Origin of the sequence: Streptomyces sp. NPDC004111, from assembly GCF_042874215.1 — a bacterium.
GTDB lineage: Bacteria > Actinomycetota > Actinomycetes > Streptomycetales > Streptomycetaceae > Streptomyces.
This window is the reverse complement of record NZ_JBIAMU010000015.1, coordinates 180,338-200,695: the sequence shown is the minus strand read 5'-3', so window position 1 is coordinate 200,695 and position 20,358 is coordinate 180,338. Positions and strand designations below refer to the sequence as shown.

The 20,358-nt window shown below is 70.5% G+C and carries 18 protein-coding genes; 10 read left to right on the top strand and 8 right to left on the bottom strand.

The window, feature by feature from the left end:
• The first annotated feature begins 25 nt into the window (after positions 1–25).
• The 5 genes from ACFYVL_RS28135 (at position 26) to ACFYVL_RS28115 (ending at position 3,755) form a co-directional block, all read left to right on the top strand.
• Complete coding sequence (locus ACFYVL_RS28135; protein WP_389249606.1) at positions 26–190, top strand: DUF4177 domain-containing protein; 165 nt, start codon at positions 26–28, stop codon at positions 188–190.
• Positions 187–654: a RidA family protein gene (locus ACFYVL_RS28130; RefSeq protein WP_389249604.1), complete on the top strand. Its 468-nt coding sequence runs from the start codon at positions 187–189 to the stop codon at positions 652–654. The genes ACFYVL_RS28135 and ACFYVL_RS28130 overlap by 4 nt, the downstream gene beginning before the upstream one ends.
• Positions 655–808: 154 nt before the next feature.
• On the top strand, positions 809–1,714 hold the full coding sequence (locus ACFYVL_RS28125; RefSeq protein WP_389249602.1) for an NUDIX hydrolase: 906 nt from the start codon (positions 809–811) through the stop codon (positions 1,712–1,714).
• Positions 1,711–2,541, top strand: a complete 831-nt coding sequence (locus ACFYVL_RS28120) for an MBL fold metallo-hydrolase (protein WP_389249600.1) — start codon at positions 1,711–1,713, stop codon at positions 2,539–2,541. Before ACFYVL_RS28125 ends, ACFYVL_RS28120 begins: the two co-directional genes overlap by 4 nt.
• A gap of 335 nt (positions 2,542–2,876) precedes the next feature.
• Positions 2,877–3,755, top strand: a complete 879-nt coding sequence (locus ACFYVL_RS28115; protein WP_389249598.1) for a prohibitin family protein — start codon at positions 2,877–2,879, stop codon at positions 3,753–3,755.
• Between the two features lie 157 nt (positions 3,756–3,912).
• On the opposite strand, the gene ACFYVL_RS28110 is transcribed toward ACFYVL_RS28115, so the two are convergent.
• The gene (locus ACFYVL_RS28110) at positions 3,913–4,587 is read right to left on the bottom strand and encodes a Crp/Fnr family transcriptional regulator (protein WP_123460131.1); all 675 of its coding nucleotides are present in this window, start codon (positions 4,585–4,587) and stop codon (positions 3,913–3,915) included.
• A 266-nt stretch (positions 4,588–4,853) separates the two neighbouring features.
• On the opposite strand from ACFYVL_RS28110, the gene nth reads away from it, so the two are divergent.
• The 4 genes from nth to ACFYVL_RS28090 all read left to right on the top strand — a co-directional run bounded on the left by nth (position 4,854) and on the right by ACFYVL_RS28090 (position 9,361).
• The gene (gene nth / locus ACFYVL_RS28105; protein ID WP_389249785.1) at positions 4,854–5,690 is read left to right on the top strand and encodes an endonuclease III; all 837 of its coding nucleotides are present in this window, start codon (positions 4,854–4,856) and stop codon (positions 5,688–5,690) included.
• A gap of 68 nt (positions 5,691–5,758) precedes the next feature.
• Positions 5,759–6,532 (top strand): NUDIX hydrolase, encoded by a 774-nt coding sequence (locus tag ACFYVL_RS28100; RefSeq protein ID WP_389249595.1) that lies wholly within the window; start codon positions 5,759–5,761, stop codon positions 6,530–6,532.
• A 22-nt stretch (positions 6,533–6,554) separates the two neighbouring features.
• Entirely contained in the window at positions 6,555–7,760 is a 1,206-nt protein-coding gene (locus ACFYVL_RS28095) for a MarP family serine protease (protein WP_389249593.1), read from the top strand.
• A gap of 107 nt (positions 7,761–7,867) precedes the next feature.
• Entirely contained in the window at positions 7,868–9,361 is a 1,494-nt protein-coding gene (locus ACFYVL_RS28090; RefSeq protein WP_389249591.1) for a 6-phospho-beta-glucosidase, read from the top strand.
• A gap of 76 nt (positions 9,362–9,437) precedes the next feature.
• Here ACFYVL_RS28090 and ACFYVL_RS28085 read toward each other — a convergent pair whose 3' ends face one another.
• The 6 genes from ACFYVL_RS28085 to ACFYVL_RS28060 all read right to left on the bottom strand — a co-directional run bounded on the left by ACFYVL_RS28085 (position 9,438) and on the right by ACFYVL_RS28060 (position 17,681).
• On the bottom strand, positions 9,438–9,626 hold the full coding sequence (locus ACFYVL_RS28085) for a hypothetical protein (RefSeq protein WP_389249589.1): 189 nt from the start codon (positions 9,624–9,626) through the stop codon (positions 9,438–9,440).
• A gap of 167 nt (positions 9,627–9,793) precedes the next feature.
• Positions 9,794–10,774, bottom strand: coding sequence for an alpha/beta fold hydrolase (locus ACFYVL_RS28080; protein ID WP_389249587.1), 981 nt, complete (start codon positions 10,772–10,774; stop codon positions 9,794–9,796).
• Positions 10,771–11,262, bottom strand: coding sequence for a phage holin family protein (locus tag ACFYVL_RS28075; protein ID WP_389249585.1), 492 nt, complete (start codon positions 11,260–11,262; stop codon positions 10,771–10,773). The genes ACFYVL_RS28080 and ACFYVL_RS28075 overlap by 4 nt, the downstream gene beginning before the upstream one ends.
• Positions 11,263–11,420: 158 nt before the next feature.
• The gene (nhaA, locus tag ACFYVL_RS28070; RefSeq protein ID WP_389249583.1) at positions 11,421–12,884 is read right to left on the bottom strand and encodes a Na+/H+ antiporter NhaA; all 1,464 of its coding nucleotides are present in this window, start codon (positions 12,882–12,884) and stop codon (positions 11,421–11,423) included.
• 208 nt (positions 12,885–13,092) lie between these two features.
• Entirely contained in the window at positions 13,093–15,063 is a 1,971-nt protein-coding gene (gene acs, locus ACFYVL_RS28065; RefSeq protein WP_389249581.1) for an acetate--CoA ligase, read from the bottom strand.
• Between the two features lie 230 nt (positions 15,064–15,293).
• Positions 15,294–17,681, bottom strand: coding sequence for a bifunctional SulP family inorganic anion transporter/carbonic anhydrase (locus ACFYVL_RS28060; RefSeq protein ID WP_389249579.1), 2,388 nt, complete (start codon positions 17,679–17,681; stop codon positions 15,294–15,296).
• Between the two features lie 303 nt (positions 17,682–17,984).
• Between ACFYVL_RS28060 and ACFYVL_RS28055 the strand changes: the two genes are divergently transcribed.
• Complete coding sequence (locus tag ACFYVL_RS28055; protein ID WP_389249577.1) at positions 17,985–19,295, top strand: hypothetical protein; 1,311 nt, start codon at positions 17,985–17,987, stop codon at positions 19,293–19,295.
• Here the strand turns inward: ACFYVL_RS28055 and ACFYVL_RS28050 are convergent.
• Entirely contained in the window at positions 19,273–20,265 is a 993-nt protein-coding gene (locus ACFYVL_RS28050) for an ATP-binding protein (protein WP_389249575.1), read from the bottom strand. The genes ACFYVL_RS28055 and ACFYVL_RS28050 overlap by 23 nt on opposite strands.
• Between the last annotated feature and the right edge of the window lie 93 nt (positions 20,266–20,358).

Genomic DNA, 20,358 nt, shown 5'->3' with positions numbered 1-20,358 from the left:
ATACTCACCGGCTAGAGTCGCCCGCATGAGCAAAAAGTGGGAATACGCGACCGTCCCCCTCCTCGTCCACGCGACGAAGCAGATCCTGGACACCTGGGGCGAGGACGGCTGGGAGCTCGTCCAGGTCGTGCCGGGACCGAACAACCCCGAGCAGCTGGTGGCCTACCTCAAGCGGGAGAAGGCCGCATGAGCGCCGTCGAGGAGAAGCTCGCCTCGCTCGGCCTGACCCTGCCCGCAGTGGTTCCGCCGCTGGCCGCCTACCAGCCGGCTGTGCAGTCCGGGGTGTACGTGTTCACCGCGGGCCAGCTGCCGATGGTGGACGGACAGCTTCCGGTCACCGGCAAGGTCGGCGCCGAGGTCACCCCCGAGGAGGCCAAGGAACTCGCGCGGATCTGCGCGCTGAACGCCCTGGCCGCCGTGAAGTCCGTCGCCGGTGACCTGGACCGCATCGCGCGCGTCGTGAAGGTCGTCGGCTTCGTCGCCTCGGCCCACGACTTCACCGGCCAGCCCGCCGTGATCAACGGTACGAGCGAGCTGCTCGGCGAGGTCCTGGGCGACAAGGGCGTGCACGCCCGCAGCGCCGTCGGCGTCGCCGTGCTGCCGCTGGACGCCCCGGTCGAGGTGGAGATCCAGGTGGAGCTCGTCTCCGAGTGACCTGCGGAGGCCGGTGGCCTCCCGAGGGTTGCGCTCTGCCGAGGCCGGTGGCCCCGGGGGCGCCGACTCGCGAGGTCAGTGGCTGCGGCAGTCCGGTGGGTGCGGGGTACAACTGCCTCTCGAACATCGGCGCGGTTGCCCGTAGCATCCGGCCATGTCCAATGGTCAGTGGTACCCGCCCGAATGGCCCGACCGCATCCGCGCGCTGGCGAACGGCGAACTCGTCGCCGCGGCCCCGAAGCGGGCCGCGACCGTGCTGCTGCTGAGCGACAGCGCCACGGGCGGTGGCGACGCCGGACTCTCCGTGCACATGCTGCGCAGACGCGCCTCCATGGCTTTCGCCGGGGGCGCGTACGCGTATCCGGGGGGCGGTGTGGACCCCCGGGACGACGACTCGCTGGTCCGCTGGGCGGGCCCCTCCCTGGCCCAGTGGGCGGGTCTGCTGGGCCTCGGGGACGACCTGGGCGGCGCCCAGGCGGTGGTCTGCGCCGCGGTGCGCGAGACCTTCGAGGAGGCGGGCGTCCTCCTCGCCGGACCCACCGCCGACACCGTGGTCGACGACACCACGGGCGAGGACTGGGAGGCGGACCGGCAGGCCTTGGTGGCCCGGGAGTTCGGCTTCGCCGAGTTCCTCGACCGGCGCAAGCTGGTGCTGCGCTCCGACCTGCTGGGCCCGTGGGCACGCTGGATCACCCCCGAGTTCGAGCCCAAGCGGTACGACACCTTCTTCTTCGTCGCGGCGCTGCCGGCCGGACAGCGCACCCGCAACGCCTCCACCGAGGCCGACCGGACCGTGTGGATCGCCCCCGGACAGGCCGCCGCCGGGTACGACCGGGGCGAGCTGCTGATGATGCCGCCCACCATCTCCACACTGCGGCAGCTCCAGCCGTACGGGACGGTGGCAGAGGTCCTGGCCGGTGCCGCGGGCCGGGACATGACGCCCGTGCTCGCACAGGCGCGGCTGGAGGGCGGGGAACTGGTGCTCAGCTGGCCGGGCCACGACGAGTTCACCAAGCACATTCCGGCGGGCGAGGCTCCGGCCGCGGGAGGCACCCAGTGACGGACGCAGCCGCCCTGCCGGGCCAGCCGAGGGGCGGGGTGCTCTCCGGCCCCGCCTCCGCGCGCGCCGTCAACGTACTGGCCCCCAACCCGTCGGCGATGACGCTGGACGGCACCAACACCTGGATCGTGTCCGAGCCGGACTCCGACCTGGCCGTCGTCGTGGACCCGGGTCCCTTGGACGACGTACACCTGCGGGCGGTGATCGACACGGCGGAGAAGGCGGGCAAGCGCGTCGCGCTGACCCTGCTGACGCACGGGCACCCGGACCACGCCGAGGGCGCCGCGCGGTTCGCCGAGCTGACCCGGTCCCCGGTGCGGGCGCTCGACCCCGCACTGCGGCTCGGGGACGAGGGGCTGGCGGCCGGGGACGTGGTCACCACGGGCGGAATCGAGATGCGGGTGGTGCCCACGCCGGGGCACACCGCGGACTCGCTCTGCTTCCACCTGCCCGCGGACAGGGCCGTGCTGACGGGGGACACGGTCCTGGGGCGGGGCACCACCATGGTGGCGCACCCGGACGGGCGGCTCGGGGACTACCTCGACTCGCTGCGGCGGCTGCGGTCGCTGACGGTGGACGACGGGGTGCGTCTCGTCCTGCCCGGCCACGGGCCCGTGCTGGAGGACGCCCAGGGCGCGGTGGAGTTCTACCTGGCGCACCGGGCCCACCGGCTGGCGCAGGTGGAGACGGCGGTGGAGAACGGGCACGTGAGTGCGTCCGAGGTGGTGGCGCACGTGTACGCGGACGTGGACCGTTCGCTGTGGCCGGCGGCCGAGCTCTCCGTACGGGCGCAGTTGGCGTATCTGCGGGAGCACGGCCTGATCTGACGCCGGCCGGCGTCGCACCACCGCTCTTCTTCCCTGTGCAGTTCTCAAGCTGCGGGGGCGCCAGGGCCCTTCGACCTGCGGAACTTCCGTACGGCCGAGGGGTCCTGCGGTCGTGGACCGCGAAGCGTTCGTTCGCCGGTCGCAGACCGTGATCCTCGGTGTACACAGAGAGAACGCACGTGGTCACCGCCGAGTTCCCGGCGCCTCACATTTCCCTCCCCGCCGTCGCGTTCATGGCTTACGCTCCGCTTACATCCGCGTCGTGCGCCCGTGTCGCGCGTCCGTGTCACGCATCCGCGCCGCGCTTGCCGTTCCTGGGGGGAACCACTGTGTTTGTGCTGTCCATCCTGCTTGTCGTCGCCGCGGTGGTGCTGTTCCTCGTGGGGCGTTCGCAAGACGCCCGCGGGCTGAAGCTCGGGGCGGCGGGGGCGCTGCTCGCCGGGCTGATCACGGGCATATCCAGCTGTCTGTACGTGATGAGCGCGTACGAGGTCGGAGTGCCGGTCACCTTCGGCAAGGTCGGCGGGCCGATGGTGTCCGGGATGCACTTCCGGTCACCGTTCACCACCGTCACCTCCTTCTCCACCCGCCCCGTGGACCTCAACCTCTCCGACAAGGACGTCGTGGAGGTCCGCTCCTCGCAGGGCGGTGTCATGGAGGTCGAGGTGACCGTGAAGTGGGCGGTGACCCCGGACAAGGTCGTGGAGCTGTACCGGCTGGCGGGCAGCGAGGATTCCGTGCAGCAGCGTCTGGTGCAGCCGGACAGCCGCGAGATCATCCGCAACGTGTTCGCCCGCCACACGAGCGAGCAGGGCTATTCCTCGGCCCGCGAGAAGATCAACGCCGAGATCGGTGACCTGATCAAGGAGCGGCTGGCCCCGCGCGGTATCGCCGTCACGGCCGTCAACCTGCGCAATGTGAAGCCCTCGGCGCAGCTCCAGAGCCAGATCGACCGGAAGATCCAGCAACAGCAGGCCACCGAGCGGGCCGAGGAGGCGACCAGGACGGCCACCGCTGAGGCCAAGCGCCGCAAGATCGAGGCCGAGGGCATCGCCCAGGCCAACCGCATCCTGAACAACTCGCTCACCGACAAGGTCCTCACCAACCAGTGCATCGACGCCTACCGGGAGGCCGCCCAGAAGCACCCGGTGTACGCGGTGCCGTGCGGCTCCGGCAGCAAGACCCCGGTGATCGTGGGGGACGGCAAGGACTGACCTGCCGCTCGGGCCCGCGGCATACGAAGGGCCCGCGGCGTACGGAGCGGGCCCGCGACGCACGAAGGGCGGGCTGCCCCCGGTAAAGGGGGCGGCCCGCCCTTCGTGCGGCCGGCCGGAAGCACCGGCGCGGCCACTCCGACAGCGTCGGCCGGCGTCAGCGCGAGCGCTTCGCCAGGCGCTCCACGTCCAGCAGGATCACGGCCCGCGCCTCCAGGCGCAGCCAGCCGCGGCCCGCGAAGTCCGCGAGTGCCTTGTTGACCGTCTCGCGGGAGGCGCCGACCAGCTGGGCCAGCTCTTCCTGGGTGAGGTCGTGCACGACGTGGATGCCCTCCTCGGACTGCACGCCGAAGCGGCGCGACAGGTCCAGGAGCGCACGGGCCACACGGCCCGGCACGTCGGAGAAGACCAGGTCGGACATCTGGTCGTTGGTCTTGCGCAGCCTGCGGGCCACGGCGCGCAGCAGCGCGGTCGCGACCTCGGGGCGTACGTTCAGCCAGGGCTGGAGGTCGCCGTGGCCCAGGCCCAGCAGCTTGACCTCGGTGAGGGCCGTGGCGGTGGCGGTGCGGGGGCCCGGGTCGAACAGCGAGAGCTCGCCGATCAGCTCGCCGGGGCCCAGTACGGCCAGCATGTTCTCCCGGCCGTCGGGGGAGGTGCGGTGCAGCTTCACCTTGCCCTCGGTCACCACGTAAAGGCGGTCACCGGGGTCGCCCTCGTGGAACAGGGCGTCACCGCGTGCGAGGGTCACCTCGCTCATGGAGGCGCGCAGCTCCGCGGCCTGCTCGTCATCGAGCGCCGCGAAGAGCGGGGCGCGCCGCAGAACGTCGTCCACGTGTTCTCTCCTTGTCGACCTGCTCAGGGGACCGTGGTCCCCATGATGCCGGACGGTAAAACAGTGCGATCAATCACTAAGGATGACTTACTGGCGGGCCTGGTCGTGCTTCAGGGGGCTGATTGGGTAGGCATTGGCCCATGACCAAGGCAGATGTCAGTGCCTGCCTCTAGGCTGGCCGGGTGTCCAACAAGCCGGTGAGAGCGCAGGTCAAGGGGGCCGGACAGGTGACAGCAGGCAGTAATTCCGCTGTGGGCGAACAGGCCGTGGCGAAGCCGAAGAAAGTTGCCGCGAAGCCGAGGAAGGCCGCGGCGAAGCCCGAGTCGCACCTCGGGATGGTCCGCCGCGCCCGCAAGATCAACCGCGAGCTCGCCGAGGTCTATCCGTACGCCCATCCGGAACTGGACTTCGAGAATCCGTTCCAGCTCCTCGTCGCGACGGTCCTCTCCGCGCAGACCACCGACCTGAGGGTCAACCAGACCACGCCGGCCCTGTTCGCCGCGTACCCCACCCCCGAGGACCTGGCGGCGGCGGTGCCCGAGGAGGTCGAGGAGATCCTGCGGCCGACCGGGTTCTTCCGGGCCAAGACCAAGTCCGTGATGGGGCTCTCCGCGGCCCTGCGGGACCAGTTCGGCGGCGAGGTGCCGGGCCGGCTGGACGATCTGGTGAAACTGCCGGGCGTCGGCCGCAAGACGGCCAACGTCGTCCTCGGGAACTATTTCGGTGTCCCCGGCATTACGGTCGACACCCACTTCGGCCGCCTGGTGCGCCGCTGGAAGTGGACGGACGAGGAGGACCCGGTGAAGGTCGAGGCGGTGGTCGCCGAGATCTTCCCGAAGAGCGAGTGGACGATGCTCTCGCACCGCGTCGTCTTCCACGGCCGCCGGATCTGCCACGCCCGCAAGCCCGCCTGCGGCGCCTGCCCGATCGCCGCGCTGTGCCCGTCGTACGGGGTCGGCGAGACGGACCCGGAGAAGGCCGAGAAGCTGCTGAAGTACGAGAAGGGCGGCTACCCGGGGCAGCGGCTGAAGCCCCCGCAGTCGTTCCTCGACGCGGGCGGGAAGCCCGCACCGCCGCTCGGAGCGGGGCAAGCCGGAAAGTGACCGATCCGGGCGACGGAATCCGGAACGATCGTGGCGGGGGCGGACGTTGGGACAGTACGGGGGTGCCTATGAGACGTGCAGGGGCGGCGAGTGCCGCGAGCGAGACGTACGCGAGCGCCACGGGTGAGGCGTACGGGAGCGGGGCCGGGAAGGCGGGCGCGGTGGCGGTGACACCGCAGGTCGACGTCTCCGACCGGGGCCTGCCCGGCTGGCTGGACCCCGTGGCCGAGGTGGCCCGCGACATCAGGCCGGAGCAGCTCAGCCGGTTCCTGCCGCCGGCGGGCGGCGGAGGGCGGCAGTCCGCCGTGCTCGTTCTCTTCGGCGAGGGGGCGCAGGGGCCCGAGGTGCTGCTGATGGAGCGTGCGAGCAGTCTCCGCTCGCACGCGGGGCAGATCTCCTTCCCCGGTGGCGCCCTGGACCCGGAGGACGGCGATCCGGAGACCACCGGGCCGCTCAGGGCGGCGCTGCGGGAGGCCGAGGAGGAGACCGGCCTCGATCCCTCCGGTGTCCAGGTCTTCGGTGTGCTGCCCCGCCTGTACATCCCGGTGAGCGGCTTCGTGGTGACCCCCGTACTGGGCTGGTGGCGCGACCGCAGTCCGGTCGGCGCCGTCGACCAGGGCGAGACCGCCCGTGTCTTCACGACCCCCGTGTCGTACCTCACGGACCCGGCGAACCGGGCGACGAGCGTGCACCCGCGCGGGCACCGGGGCGCCGCCTTCCTCCTCGACCACGGGCTGCTCTGGGGGTTCACCGCGGGAGTGGTCGACAAGGTGCTGCACTTCGCGGGCTGGGAGCGGCCCTGGGACCGCTCCCGCGAGGTCCCGCTCGATTGGCACGCATGACGGACATGACAGGGTGGCGGGCGTGAACGTCCTGGACATTGTGTTGCTGGTCGCTGCCGTGTGGTTCGCGGTCATCGGGTACCGCCAGGGATTCGTCGTCGGCATTCTGTCGGTGATCGGGTTCCTCGGCGGCGGTCTCGTCGCGGTCTATCTGCTCCCCGTCATCTGGGAGTGGTTCGCCGACGGGTCCTCGCTCGGCGACTCCACCACCGGCATCCTGGTCGCGGTGGTGATCGTGATCATCTGCGCCTCGGTCGGCCAGGCTTTCACCACGCACCTCGGCAACAAACTCCGCAGACACATCACCTGGTCACCCGCCCGCGCCCTGGACGCGACGGGCGGCGCGCTGGTCAACGTGGCGGCGATGCTGCTGGTCGCCTGGCTGATCGGCTCCGCCCTCGCGGGCTCCTCGCTGCCCACCCTCGGCAAGGAGGTGCGCAGCTCGAAGGTGCTGCTCGGGGTGTCCCGGGTGGTGCCCGGCGAGGCCGGCACCTGGTTCGCCGACTTCAGCTCCGTACTGGCGCAGAACGGTTTCCCGCAGGTCTTCAGCCCGTTCTCCAACGAGCCGATCACCGAGGTCAAGGCACCGGACCCGAAGCTGGCCGGCAGTCCGGTCGCGGCCCGCGCCAAGAAGTCCATCGTCAAGGTCGTCGGCACCGCGCCGGGCTGCGGCAAGGTCCTGGAGGGTACCGGCTTCGTCTTCTCCGAGCGCCGCGTCATGACCAACGCGCACGTCGTCGGCGGGGTCAGCGAGCCGACCGTGCAGATCGGCGGCGAGGGCAAGCTGTACGACGCGAAGGTCGTGCTCTACGACTGGAAGCGCGACATCGCCGTACTGGACGTGCCCGACCTGAAGGCACGCCCGCTGCAGTTCACCGAGGGCGACGCCCGCACCGGTGACGGCGCGATCGTCGCCGGCTTCCCGGAGAACGGCGCCTACGACGTCCGCTCGGCCCGGGTCCGCGGCCGGATCAACGCCAAGGGCCCCGACATCTACAAGCGCGACACCGTCCGCCGCGACGTCTACTCGCTGTACGCGACGGTCCGCCAGGGCAACTCCGGCGGCCCGCTGCTGACCCCCGAGGGCAAGGTCTACGGCGTCGTCTTCGCCAAGTCCCTGGACGACCCGGAGACCGGTTACGCGCTGACGGTCGACGAGATCCGCGACGACATCAAGGTCGGCCGCACGGCCAACCAGCAGGTGGACAGCCAGGGCTGCGCGCTCTGAGGGCGGATCGCCCCGAGCGCTCCGAGGGCGGATCAACCCGTGGGTGGACACCGAAGACCGACCCACGGGTTGATCCGCCGGGCGGCCCGGACCTGAGAGGCTGAAGCATGCGACTGACGATCCTGGGCGGCGGCGGATTCCGCGTCCCTCTGGTGTACGGAGCGCTGCTGCGCGACCGTGCCGAGGGCCGCGTCACCCACGTCACCCTTCACGACCTCGACCCGGCCCGGCTGGCCGCCATCGCCCGGGTCCTCTCCGACCAGGCGGCCAGGGCGCGGGCCTTTGGCGCCCCCGACGTGCCTCCCGCCCCCGAGGTCACCGTCACCACCGACCTGGACGAGGCGCTGCGCGGCGCCGACTTCGTGTTCTCGGCGATCCGGGTGGGCGGTCTGGCGGGCAGGGCCGCCGACGAGCGGGTGGCCCTGGACGAGGGAGTGCTCGGCCAGGAGACCGTCGGCGCGGGCGGTGTCGCGTACGGGCTGCGGACCGTGCCGGTGGCCGTGGACATCGCGCGCAGGGTGGCCCGGCTGGCACCGGACGCCTGGGTCATCAACTTCACCAACCCGGCCGGTCTGGTCACCGAGGCCATGTCCCGCCATCTCGGCGACCGGGTCATCGGCATCTGCGACTCGCCGGTGGGGCTGGCCCGCAGGGTGGCCCGCACCCTGGGCGTGCCGGACCCCACCACGTCCGGCGTACGCATCGACTACGTCGGCCTCAACCACCTGGGCTGGCTGCGCGGGCTGTACGTCGACGACCGTGACGTGCTTCCGGAGCTGTTCGCCGACGAGGGCCGGCTGACGTCCTTCGAGGAGGGCAAGCTCTTCGGCGCCGACTGGCTGCGCTCGCTCGGCTCCGTGCCCAACGAGTATCTGCACTACTACTACTTCAACCGCGAGGCGGTGCGGGCCTACCAGCTGGCCGAGCAGACCCGGGGCGCCTTCCTCCAGGACCAACAGGCACGCTTCTACGACCAGTTGGCCCCCCTGGCGGCCGGGGCGTCCACGGTGGCGGGGAAGCCCTCGACGGCGCGGAAGCCCCCGGAGGCAGGGGCGGCCGCCGCAGCCGCTCCGGGCGCCGCCTGGACGGCCTGGGACCGTACGCGGGCCGAGCGCGAGGCCACGTACATGGCGGAGAACCGGGAGGCGGCCGGCGCGGGCGAGCGCGCGGCCGACGACCTGGAGTCCGGCGGGTACGAGGACGTGGCGCTGGCCCTGATGCGGGCCATCGCCCGCGACGAACCGGCGCGGCTGATCCTGAACGTCCGCAACCGCCGTGGCGGAAGCGGCACCGGTGAGGCCGGTGGCCAGGTGGTGGACGTCCTCGACGAGGCAGCCGTCATCGAGGTGCCGTGCCAGGTCGACGCCGCCGGGGCCCGCCCCCTCGCGGTGTCACCGCTGACAGGCCACGAGGCGGGCCTGGTGGCCGCCGTGAAGGCCGTGGAGCGATGCGTGCTGCGTGCGGGGGAGAGCGGGTCGCAGCGCGAGGCGGTCAAGGCGTTCGCCCTGCATCCGCTCGTCGACTCCGTCCAGGTGGCGCACCGGCTGCTGGCGGGCTACCGCAGCGCACACCCGGGACTCGACTACCTCAGGAAGGACTGACCTTCAGGAAGGACGTACCTCAAGAACCCTCAGGAAGGACCGACCCTCGGAAAGGACTGGCCTCAGGAACCAGTGATCAGGTCCGCTGATGCCTCAGCCGCGCGGACATCCACCGGGCGCGGCGTCGGAGAATGCGCGGGATACCCATTGCCTGACCGGGGTGTTCATGACCCTCATCGTGCGGGCGTCCCCTCTCGGAGATGATCGGCGCTGCGGCCGAGTGGCGGATTCGTGCTGAGTCACCGTAGTCGTGCGTCCAGCCCATACCCCGACGTGTGCCCGGGGCCCATGGTCGGTAATCGCCTGACGGCCCGCCAATTGGCTTATGCGGGAGGCATTTGGCTGTTCGTAGAACAAGTGTTCAACCGTGCGGCCTGTCCCGGGCTTGCCGGCCCGGGGACGACCGTCCGGTGTGGACAATTTCTTCTCCGGCTAGCGGTCCGGTTCCGGGTCCTTCAGCCAGTTCACCAGTTCCGTGGAGAAGGCCTCCGGGTCCTCCTCGTGCGGGAAGTGCCCGAGGCCGTCGAACAGCCGCCAGCGATACGGCGCCTCCACGTACTCCCCGGAGCCCGCCGCGCTGCGGGTGCGCATCACCGGGTCCAGCGAGCCGTGCAGATGCAGGGTGGGCACCCGCACCGGAGCCTTCATCCGGCGGTTGAACTGGAGACCGTCCGGCCGGGCCAGCGAGCGCACCATCCACCGGTACGGCTCGATCGAGCAGTGGGCCGTGGAGGGGATCGTCATGGCGCGGCGGTAGGTGTCGACCGCCTCGTCGGCGGGCTGCCGAGGCCCCGACCACTCCCGGATCAGCCGTCCCGTCAGCGCCGCGTCGTCTGCGACGAGCTGACGTTCCGGAACCCAGGGCCGCTGGAAGCCCCAGACGTACGAGCCGGCCCGCGACTGGGCGAAGTCCGAGAGCATCGCGGAGCGCCAGCGCCTGGGATGCGGCATCGAGGAGACGACCAGCCGGCGCACAAGCTTGGGCCGCATCGCCGCCGCCGTCCACGCCAGGTACCCGCCCAGGTCGTGCCCGACGAGCGCCGCGTCCGGCTCGCCGAGGGACCGTACGACGCCCGTGATGTCGAGAGCGAGGTTCGCCGGGTCGTAGCCGCGCGGCGTACGGTCGCTGCCGCCCACCCCGCGCAGGTCCATCGCCACCGCCCGGTACCCGGCGTCGGCGAGCGCGGTCAGCTGGTGCCGCCACGTCCACCAGAACTGCGGGAACCCGTGCAGCAACAGCACCAGCGGGCCCTCGCCGAGCTCCGCGATGTGGAAGCGCGCACCGTTGGCGGCCACGTCCCGGTGCGTCCACGGGCCGTCGAGCCGTACGACGGAAGCGGCCGAGGCGCCCGCTGCGGGGGCCGGGGCGGACGAAGCGGAACTACCGGAGCCGTTGGTATCAAGGGCGGTCATACCGTTGAGCGTGCCACAACGACCGTGCTGTCCTCGCGGGGGTGCGGCTTCGCGTTTCCGAGGACGGCCGCCGTTTCCTTGGCGGATGCCGCCACCTTCTGCGGGCCCTGCCCCTTCTTGGCCTTCTTCGCGAAGACCACGCCGACCAGCGCGATCAGCAGCGCCACCACGACGTTCACGGCGAAGGAGAGCAGGAAGCACCAGGCCAGGTTCCAGCCGGTCCAGGCCTCGAAGCCGTACGCCAGCGCGAAGCTGAGCATCGGCAGCGAGAAGACCAGTACGAGGCCGGCCGCGCCGAATGCACCGCCGCTGACCGCCCCCCGCTTCACGTCCTGCCGCAGCTGCGTCTTCGCCAGCGCGATCTCGTCGTGCACCAGCGCGGACATCTCGGTCGTCGCCGTGGCGACCAACTGGCCCAGGCTGCGGTCGGCGCTCTCGACGCCGTGGACGCTCTGCGCGTCGGAGGCGTTGCGGGCGGGGTCGCTCATCGCTCTCTCCCTCTTCTGTTCAAGCATGTTCAAGCCGGTTCGGGCCTGGCGGATCCGTGTCCGACCTGAAGTCTGATCCCTTTCGGACCTGAAGTCTCATCGGTGTCCCGATCCGACGTCGGGTCCGATGCCGGATTGATGCCGGATCCGATGTCAGATCATGCCGGACCGCCGCGGCCGTCGCGCGCCGCCCCCGGCACATTGTCGTCCGTTGCGGTGCCGGTGTCGGCTCCGGCGCCCACGCAGAGCGTCGCCAGCCGCCGGTGCTCCGCCGCTTTCGCTTCGTGGATCTCCGCCATCCGCAGGTGGTACTCGGGCTTCCCGACCTCGTAGATGTCGGGGATGCCGTCCATGTCCTCGTCGCGTTCCTCCTCGTCGTAGAGCGCACGGTACTTGCGGACGCGCAGCTTCAGCAGCACGGAGGACAGCAGGGCGGCGATCAGCGATCCGATGAGGACGGCCGCCTTGACCTCGTCGGCGAGTTCGAGGTTGTCGGTGAAGGCCAGCTCGCCGATCAGCAGGGAGACGGTGAAACCGATGCCGGCCAGGGTGGCGACGGCGAAGACGTCCGGCCAGACCAGGTCCTCGTTCAGTTCCGCCTTGGTGAACCGGGCCGCGAGCCAGGTGCCGCCGAAGATGCCGACCGCCTTGCCGACCACGAGGCCGAGCACCACACCCAGCGTCTCCGGCTTGGTGAAGACGTCCGCGATGGCACCGCCCGACACGGAGACACCGGCGGAGAACAGCGCGAACAGCGGCACCGCGAGCCCCGCCGACAACGGCCGCACCAAGTGCTCGATGTGCTCGCCCGGCGAGTGCTCCTCGCCCTCCCGGCGCGAGCAGCGCAGCATCAGGCCCATGGCCACACCGGCGATCGTGGCGTGCACGCCGCTGTTGTACATCAGCCCCCAGATGACCAGGGCCAGCGGCACGTACACGTACCAGCCGCGCACGTTCGCCCGCAGCAGCAGCCAGAAGAGGGCCAGGCCCACGAAGGCGCCGCCGAGCGCCAGGAAATTGAGGTCGCTGGTGAAGAAGATCGCGATGATCAGGATCGCGAAGAGGTCGTCGACGACGGCCAGGGTCAGCAGGAAGGCCCGCAGCGCGGACGGCAGGGAGGTGCCGATCACCGCGAGGACGGCCAGGGCGAAGGCGATGTCGGTCGCCGTCGGTACGGCCCAGCCGCCGGTGTCGCCGTCACCGAGGACGTTGACCGCGACGTACACGAGGGCCGGGACCGCCATGCCGCAGAGGGCCGCGATCACGGGCAGCGCCGCCGCCTTCGGGTCGCGCAGTTCGCCGGCCACCAGCTCGCGCTTGAGCTCGATGCCCGCGACGAAGAAGAAGATGGCCAGCAGCCCGTCGGCGGCCCAGTGCTGGACGGACAGGTCGAGGCCGAGGAAGCCGGGCCCGAAGTGCAGACCGCGGAACGCCTCGTAACCGGAACCGAAGGTGTTCGCCCAGATCAGCGCGGCGATCGCGGCGACCAGCAGCAGTACACCGCCGACCGTTTCGGTGCGGAGGGCGTCCGCGACGTACTTCCGCTCGGGGAGCGAGAGGCGGCCGAGGACCTTGCGGCTGCTGGGCGGCGTCGGTGCGGACGGGGGAGTGGGCGCGGCCACGGGTGAATACCTCCGGTCGGGTGGGCAGCATGGAGCACATTGCCGACCAGACTTCCCGGCGCACCTGTTGAGTTTTGACGCGTTCCTGACGCGCAGACAACTGTACCCGCGGTGCGCAAGGGCGTATCCGGCGATCTTCACTTTACGAGCGAAAAGGGCACCCGGCGCGGGGAGCGCGGGGTGCCCTTGGGCTGTTCGGGGAGCGGGATCAGTCCTCGTTGCCCGCCGAGCTCGGCAGCTTCGCCTGGATCAGGCCCATCACCGAGGCGTCGGTGAGCGTCGAGACGTCGCCCAGCTCGCGGTCCTCGGCGATGTCGCGCAGCAGCCGCCGCATGATCTTGCCGGACCGGGTCTTGGGCAGCTCCGCCACCGGCAGGATCCGCTTCGGCTTGGCGATCGGGCCGAGCGTGGCACCCACGTGGTTGCGCAGGTCGGTGACGAGCGTCTCGGTCTCCGTCGCCGTACCGCGCAGGATCACGAAGGCGACGATCGCCTGCCCGGTGGTCTCGTCGGCGGCGCCGACCACGGCGGCCTCGGCGACCGACGGGTGCGAGACGAGGGCCGACTCGACCTCGGTGGTGGAGATGTTGTGGCCGGACACCAGCATCACGTCGTCGACCCGGCCGAGCAGCCAGATGTCGCCGTCGTCGTCCTTCTTCGCGCCGTCACCGGCGAAGTACTTGCCCTCGAAGCGCGACCAGTAGGTGTCGATGAAGCGCTGGTCGTCGCCCCAGATCGTACGGAGCATGGAGGGCCACGGCTCGGTCAGCACGAGGTAGCCGCCACCGCCGTCGGGGACCTCGTTCGCCTCGTCGTCGACGACCGTCGCGGAGATGCCCGGCAGCGCGCGCTGCGCCGAGCCCGGCTTGGTCTCGGTGACGCCGGGCAGCGGCGAGATCATCATCGCGCCGGTCTCGGTCTGCCACCAGGTGTCCACGATCGGGCACTTGTCGGCGCCGATGTGCTTGCGGTACCAGACCCATGCCTCGGGGTTGATCGGCTCGCCGACCGACCCGAGGACGCGCAGCGACGACAGGTCGAACTTCGCGGGGATGTCGTCGCCCCACTTCATGAACGTACGGATCGCGGTCGGCGCGGTGTAGAGGATGCTGACGCCGTACTTCTGCACGATCTCCCAGAAGCGCCCCTGGTGCGGGGTGTCGGGCGTGCCCTCGTACATGACCTGCGTCGCGCCGTTGGCCAGCGGGCCGTAGACGATGTACGAGTGCCCGGTGACCCAGCCGATGTCGGCGGTGCACCAGTAGACGTCGGTCTCCGGCTTGAGGTCGAAGACGGCGTGGTGGGTGTAGGCCGCCTGGGTGAGGTAGCCGCCGGAGGTGTGCAGGATGCCCTTGGGCTTACCCGTCGTGCCGGAGGTGTAGAGGATGAAGAGCGGGTGCTCGGCCTCGAACGCCTCGGGGGTGTGCTCGGCGGACTGCCGGCCGACGACGTCGTGCCACCAGACGTCGGTGCGCTCGTTCCATGCGGTGTCCTGCCCGGTGCGGCGCACCACCAGCACGTGCTCGACCTGCGGACACTTGGCCACGGCCTCGTCGATCGCGGGCTTCAGCGCGGACGGCTTGCCGCGCCGGTAGCCGCCGTCGGAGGTGATGACGATCTTCGCGTTCGCGTCCTGGATGCGGGAGGCGACGGCGTCGGCGGAGAACCCGCCGAAGACGACCGAGTGCGCGGCGCCGATGCGGGCGCAGGCCAGCATCGAGACGGCGGCCTCGGGAATCATCGGGAGGTAGATCGCGACGCGGTCGCCCTTGCGCACACCCAGCTCGGTCAGGGCGTTCGCGGCACGCGACACCTCGTCCTTGAGCTCCGCGTACGTGATCGCGCGGCTGTCGCCGGGCTCGCCCTCGAAGTGGATGGCGACGCGGTCGCCGTTGCCCGCCTCGGCGTGGCGGTCCACGCAGTTGTACGCGACGTTCAGCTCGCCGTCCGCGAACCACTTCGCGAAGGGCGGGTTGGACCAGTCGAGCGTTTCGGTGGGCTCGGTGGCCCAGGTGAGCCGGCGTGCCTGCTCGGCCCAGAAGCCGAGACGATCGGCCTTGGCCTGCTCGTACGCCTCCGCAGTGACGTTGGCGTTCGCGGCCAGCTCGGCGGGAGGAGCGAATCGACGCTCTTCCTTCAAGAGGTTGGCCAGGCTTTCGTTGCTCACGACATCTCCCATTCCCAGGGCGTCCGATGTGTCCCGGGGCCTAGCTCATCAGTCCGTGGGCCGGGTGACAAGAGCCATCCGGAAATTGGTTTAGACCTATGAGCAGGTGCGACACCCGAATGGCCCCCTCCGCGGACGCACGCGGAAAAGGGGCCATCAGGTCTCACGGACGTACTGGCACGACGGTTCGGGCGCCGGGCAGGCATGGCGGTGCACCGCGGCGGGTGCGGCCACCGGCCCGCTCAGGCGCTGAGGTCCTCCAACTCCGTGTCCGACTGGGGTGCGACACGGTCGAAGACCTCGATGGTCTCTCCCACCCGTGCCCCGTCCACCAGCAGATATGCCTGCGCCTCGGCCACGTGGAAGTACATTCCGTGCAGCTCCAGCTTCCCTTCGGCGAGCCTGCGCCGGACCGATTCGTGCCGCCGCAGATGCTCCAGTTGCTGGACCACATTGGTGAGGCAGAGCTGCTCCACCGCATCGGTGGGCAGCCGCCCGGAGATCCGGGCCCAGGCGTGGTGGCGGCTCTTCATCCGCTTGAGGCTGGGCGCCCCGTGCCGCAGCCAGCGCCGCAGCGGGGTCGCCTCGCTGCCCTCGGCGGGACCGTTGAGCAGGGCCTGCATGGCGCCGCAGCCGGAGTGCCCGCAGATCGTGATGGACTCCACCTCCAGTACGTCCACCGCGTACTCGATCGCCGCGGCGACCGATTCGTCCCCGCCCTCGGCACCCGGCGGCGGAACCAGGTTCCCCACGTTCCGCACGGTGAAGAGGTCACCGGGACCACTGGACGTGATCATGCTGGTGACCAGTCGGGAGTCCGCGCAGGTGAGGAAGAGCTGGGTGGGCTTCTGTCCCTCGCGGGCGAGACGGGCCAGTTCGTCCCGCACCAGCGGGGCGGTGTTGCGCTGGAACGCGCTCAGCCCGTTGGCCAGATGACGCGTCCCGGCCGGCCGCGACACCGGCTCCTGGACCGGGCCGCCGTGCTCGTCGCAGTGGTGGTTGCGCCAGGGGGTCCAGGGGCGGCAGCAGGTGTGCGGGGCGGTCGACGCGGGTCCGGAGACCCGGATTCCGGACCTCCCGGTGACCTCGACCCGGCCGCCCTGCGCGACATGACAGTCCTGCCAGGTCTGCAGGGCTTCGTACGCGGCGTGGTCCATGAAAGATCCGTCCAACTCCACGACTACGTGGGTTCCTTGGGGCACCTGGGTCAACGTGCGGGTCAGTCGGGGCACCGCGAGGAAGGTCAGCTGACCGCGCGCCCTGACGTGGTGAATGCCGTCGGGGGTGGTCTCGGTGACGATCCGGGTCCGGGCGAGGCGGTGCATCGCGACCGCGACGGCCACCGCGATGCCCAGCGCCACGCCCTCCATGACGCCGAACAGCACGACGCCGCCGACGGTGGTGACGTACACCAGGAACTCCCGGTGCCGGTGGACGTTGCGGATGTGGGCGAAGCTCACCATCTGGATGCCGACCATCATCACCAGGGCGGCCAGCGCCGCCAGCGGGATCCACTCCAGTACGCCGACCAGCAGGGCGGCGGCGAGCATCACCCATACGCCGTGCAGCACGGTGGAGGCCCGGCTGACCGCCCCGGTACGGACGTTGGCGGTCGAGCGGACGGCGCCGCCGGAGATGGGCAGTCCGCCCAGCAGCCCGGACACCATGTTGGAAACGCCCTGGCCGCGCAGCTCGCGGTTCAGGTCGGAGCGGGGCACGGGCGCGGTGCCCGGCCGCTCGGCGGCGAGCTTGTCCACGGCGACCGCGGACAGCAGCGACTCCAGGCTGGCCACCAGCGTGACGGTCAGTACCGCCGCGATCAGCGCGAGCACCGGGCCCTGCGGCATCTCGGGAAGCGCGTGGCTGCGCCAGGAGGGCAGGTCGACCCGGGCGATCCCGGGGGCGGTGAGGGCGGCGACCGCAGTGGCGATGGCCACGGAGGCGAGTGCGGCCGGGGTTTTGCGGAGGACTCTTCCGGCGCGGCCCGGCAGGCGTGGCCAGAGCACCAGGACGGCGATGGTGAGGCCGCCGATCAGGGGTGCGGCCGGGCCGATGTGCGTCAACTGCTCGGGCAGCGCGAGGGCGTTGGCGGTCGCGGAGCTCTGTGGGGAGCCGCCGAGCACGATGTGCAGCTGGGCGAGTGCGATGGCGACGCCGATGCCGGCGAGGGTGCCGTGCACGATGGCGGGGCTGACTGCCAGGGCGCTGCGCGCGGCCCTGAGCGAGCCGAGGAGGATCTGCACCAGACCGGCGCAGATGACGATTCCGCAGGTGGTGCGCCAGCCGTATTGCTGGATCAGCTCGGCGGTCACGACGGTCAGCCCGGCCGAGGGGCCGCTGACCTGGAGGGGCGATCCGCCGAGCAGCCCGCCGACGATCCCGCCGACGGCGGCGCCGATCAGGCCCGCCTGAAGCGGTGCGTCGATGGCGACGGCCAGTCCGAGGGACATGGGCACGGCGATCAGGAAGACCGTGATCGAGGCGGAGAGGTCACCGCCCGCGATACGGAAGCGGCGCCGGCCCCCGGGTCCTTCGCCGTCGCCGGACGGCGGGCTGTGCGGTCGTTGGAACCGTGATGCTCGGTTGGTGCGAGAGGTGTGGTCGGGGCGAGTGGGTACGCAAGCAGACATTGCTTCTGTCTCCTCCGGGGCAGCGCGGGTCGCGGAACAAGGGATCGCGGCCGTGGGTCACGGCATGCAGCGGGGGACTTAAAACTCTCGGTAAATGAATCGTAATTCAGAGTAAAGAACAAGCAGTGCTATAGCGGGCATTTGGGTTAACTCTTCACCCAAATTAGTGAATAAGCGTTTCGTGCGGCTTGTCGCATCAATGGGTTTGTGGGCGCGTGCGAGGTTTACCGCGCATTTTCGGCTGATTTGTGCATCGGCCGATACAGCCCGATCACAGTGCCGTTCGAGAAAGAGGGTGGGCGGATGATGGCCGCCACGAAGAGATTCACCTTCGGCGTCACCGCCGCCGCGCTGTCCCTGGCCCTGGCCGGCTGCGCCGGCTCGGCCGACCCCGCGGGCGGCGGCCAGGGCGGTGCCCACGGTGCCAAGAAGAACGCGCCGGCCGGTGCCCCCAAGAGCGCGGTCCGGCTGATCGGTGACGGTTCGACCGCGTACACCGGCGTCCAGCCGCTCCAGCCCGTACCGCACAAGCTCAAGGCCGGTGAGAAGCCGCCGCAGTTCGTGGTCTTCTCCTGGGACGGTGCGGGCGAGGACAGCCAGCGGCTCTTCTCCCACTTCCGCCGCGTCGGCCAGAAGTACAACGCGACGATGACGTACTTCCTGAGCGGGGTCTACCTCCTGCCCGAGGCCAAGAAGAACCTCTACGACCCGCCCCAGCACTCCGCCGGGCGCTCGGACATCGGTTTCAACGACGCCAAGGGAATCAAGGACACCGTGGAGCAGATCCGCGGCGCCTGGTTCGAGGGCAACGAGATCGGCACCCACTTCAACGGCCACTTCTGCGGCAAGGACGGCGGCGTCGGCACCTGGTCGAAGGAGGAGTGGAAGAGCGAGATCTCCCAGGCCAAGTCCTTCGTCAAGAACTGGAAGACGAACGCCGCGCTGGCCTCCCTGAAGCCGCTGCCCTTCGACTACGACAAGGAACTCGTCGGCGCCCGCACCCCCTGCCTGGAGGGCCGCAAGAACTTCATGCGCGCCGCCTCCGAAATGGGCTTCCGCTACGACACCAGCGGCGTCAACGACCAGATCTGGCCCGAGAAGCAGGGCAGCCTCTGGGACCTGTCGATGCAGCTGGTGCCGGTCCCCGGCCGCGCCTTCCAGACCCTGTCCATGGACTACAACTTCTACATGAACCAGTCCGGCGCGACCCGGGGCGACGAGGACAAGCACCAGTACTGGGGCGACCAGATGCGCGACGGCCTGGTCCAGGCCTTCCAGCGCTCGTACAAGGGCAACCGCGCCCCGCTGATCATCGGCAACCACTTCGAGTCCTGGAACGGCGGCACGTACATGCGCGCCATCGAGGACACCATCAAGCGCGTCTGCACCCAGCGCGAGGTGCGGTGCGTGTCGTTCCGTCAGCTCGCCGACTGGCTGGACGCCCAGGACCCGCAGGTCCTGGCCAAGCTCCGCACGCTGAAGGTCGGCGAGGCACCGAAGACGGACTGGGCGGCCTTCCTCGCCCCCGGTGCCGCCGCAGGGCCGGCCGGCCACGCACCTGCCGCGCACGCGCCGGGTGCCCCTGACGCCGCTAGGCCGGCTGAGCGGCACTGACCGCCAGCTGCTCGTCCAGTACGAAGGCGGGGTCGACCTGGGCAGCCAGGTCGGCGCCCGTCTTCGCGTTTCCCCAGCTCTCCGCGTTCTTCAGGTGGAAGTGCACCATCTGGCGGGTGTAGCGCGCCCAGTCGCGGTGCGCGTAGCTGTCCTCGGCGGCGTCCTGGAGGACCTGGAGGGCCTGCCGGTTGTCCGCCTCCAGCAGCTCGAAGCGGGACGGGCGGCCCTTCTCCATGGCACGGACCCAGTCCGAGTGGCCCATGGTGACCAGCAGGTCGTCACCGACCTCCGTGCGCAGGAAGTCCAGGTCGTCCTGGCCCTGGACCTTGTTGCCGACGACCTTGAGCGCGATGCCGAAGTCGCGGGCGTACTCCTTGTACTGCCGGTAGACGGACACCCCCTTGCGGGTCGGCTCGGCCACCAGGAACGTCATGTCGAAGCGGGTGAACATGCCCGACGCGAACGAGTCCGAGCCCGCCGTCATGTCGACGACCACGAACTCGTCGGGGCCGTCCACCAGGTGGTTGAGGCACATCTCGACCGCGCCGACCTTGGAGTGGTAGCAGGCCACCCCCAGGTCGGACTCGGTGAACGGGCCGGTCGCCATCAGCCGGATCTCGCCGTCGTCCAGCCTGACGGGACGCGCGCAGGCGTCGTACACCGGGTTGTCCTCGCGGACCCGCAGCAGCCGGGAGCCCTCGCCGGGCGGGGTCGTCTTGATCATCGTCTCGGCGGAGGCGATGCGCGGGTTGGTGCCGCGGAGGTAGTCCTTGATGAGCGGGAGGTGCGCGCCCATCGCGGGCATCGCGGCGGACTCCTCCTCGCTGAGGCCCAGTGCCGCGCCCAGGTGCTGGTTGATGTCGGCGTCGACGGCGACGACCGGTGCCTCGTTGGCGGTGAGGTGGCGGATGAACAGTGAGGACAGCGTGGTCTTGCCACTGCCGCCCTTCCCGACGAAAGCGATCTTCATGTTCACCAAGCGTAGTTGCATGAACGCGCTGGGTGTGCGCGATGAGTGAAGAAGACCACTCCAAGGTGGCGCGAGGAGGGGCGCGGGGGATCG

Coding starts and splice junctions, on each gene's coding strand:
- ACFYVL_RS28135 (WP_389249606.1), top strand. CDS start 26: ATGAGCAAAAAGTGGGAATACGCGACCGTCCCCCTCCTCGTCCACGCG.
- ACFYVL_RS28130 (WP_389249604.1), top strand. CDS start 187: ATGAGCGCCGTCGAGGAGAAGCTCGCCTCGCTCGGCCTGACCCTGCCC.
- ACFYVL_RS28125 (WP_389249602.1), top strand. CDS start 809: ATGTCCAATGGTCAGTGGTACCCGCCCGAATGGCCCGACCGCATCCGC.
- ACFYVL_RS28100 (WP_389249595.1), top strand. CDS start 5,759: ATGAGACGTGCAGGGGCGGCGAGTGCCGCGAGCGAGACGTACGCGAGC.
- ACFYVL_RS28090 (WP_389249591.1), top strand. CDS start 7,868: ATGCGACTGACGATCCTGGGCGGCGGCGGATTCCGCGTCCCTCTGGTG.
- ACFYVL_RS28085 (WP_389249589.1), bottom strand. CDS start 9,626: ATGGGCTGGACGCACGACTACGGTGACTCAGCACGAATCCGCCACTCG.
- ACFYVL_RS28080 (WP_389249587.1), bottom strand. CDS start 10,774: ATGACCGCCCTTGATACCAACGGCTCCGGTAGTTCCGCTTCGTCCGCC.
- ACFYVL_RS28075 (WP_389249585.1), bottom strand. CDS start 11,262: ATGAGCGACCCCGCCCGCAACGCCTCCGACGCGCAGAGCGTCCACGGC.
- acs (WP_389249581.1), bottom strand. CDS start 15,063: ATGGGAGATGTCGTGAGCAACGAAAGCCTGGCCAACCTCTTGAAGGAA.
- ACFYVL_RS28060 (WP_389249579.1), bottom strand. CDS start 17,681: ATGTCTGCTTGCGTACCCACTCGCCCCGACCACACCTCTCGCACCAAC.
- ACFYVL_RS28055 (WP_389249577.1), top strand. CDS start 17,985: ATGATGGCCGCCACGAAGAGATTCACCTTCGGCGTCACCGCCGCCGCG.
- ACFYVL_RS28050 (WP_389249575.1), bottom strand. CDS start 20,265: ATGAAGATCGCTTTCGTCGGGAAGGGCGGCAGTGGCAAGACCACGCTG.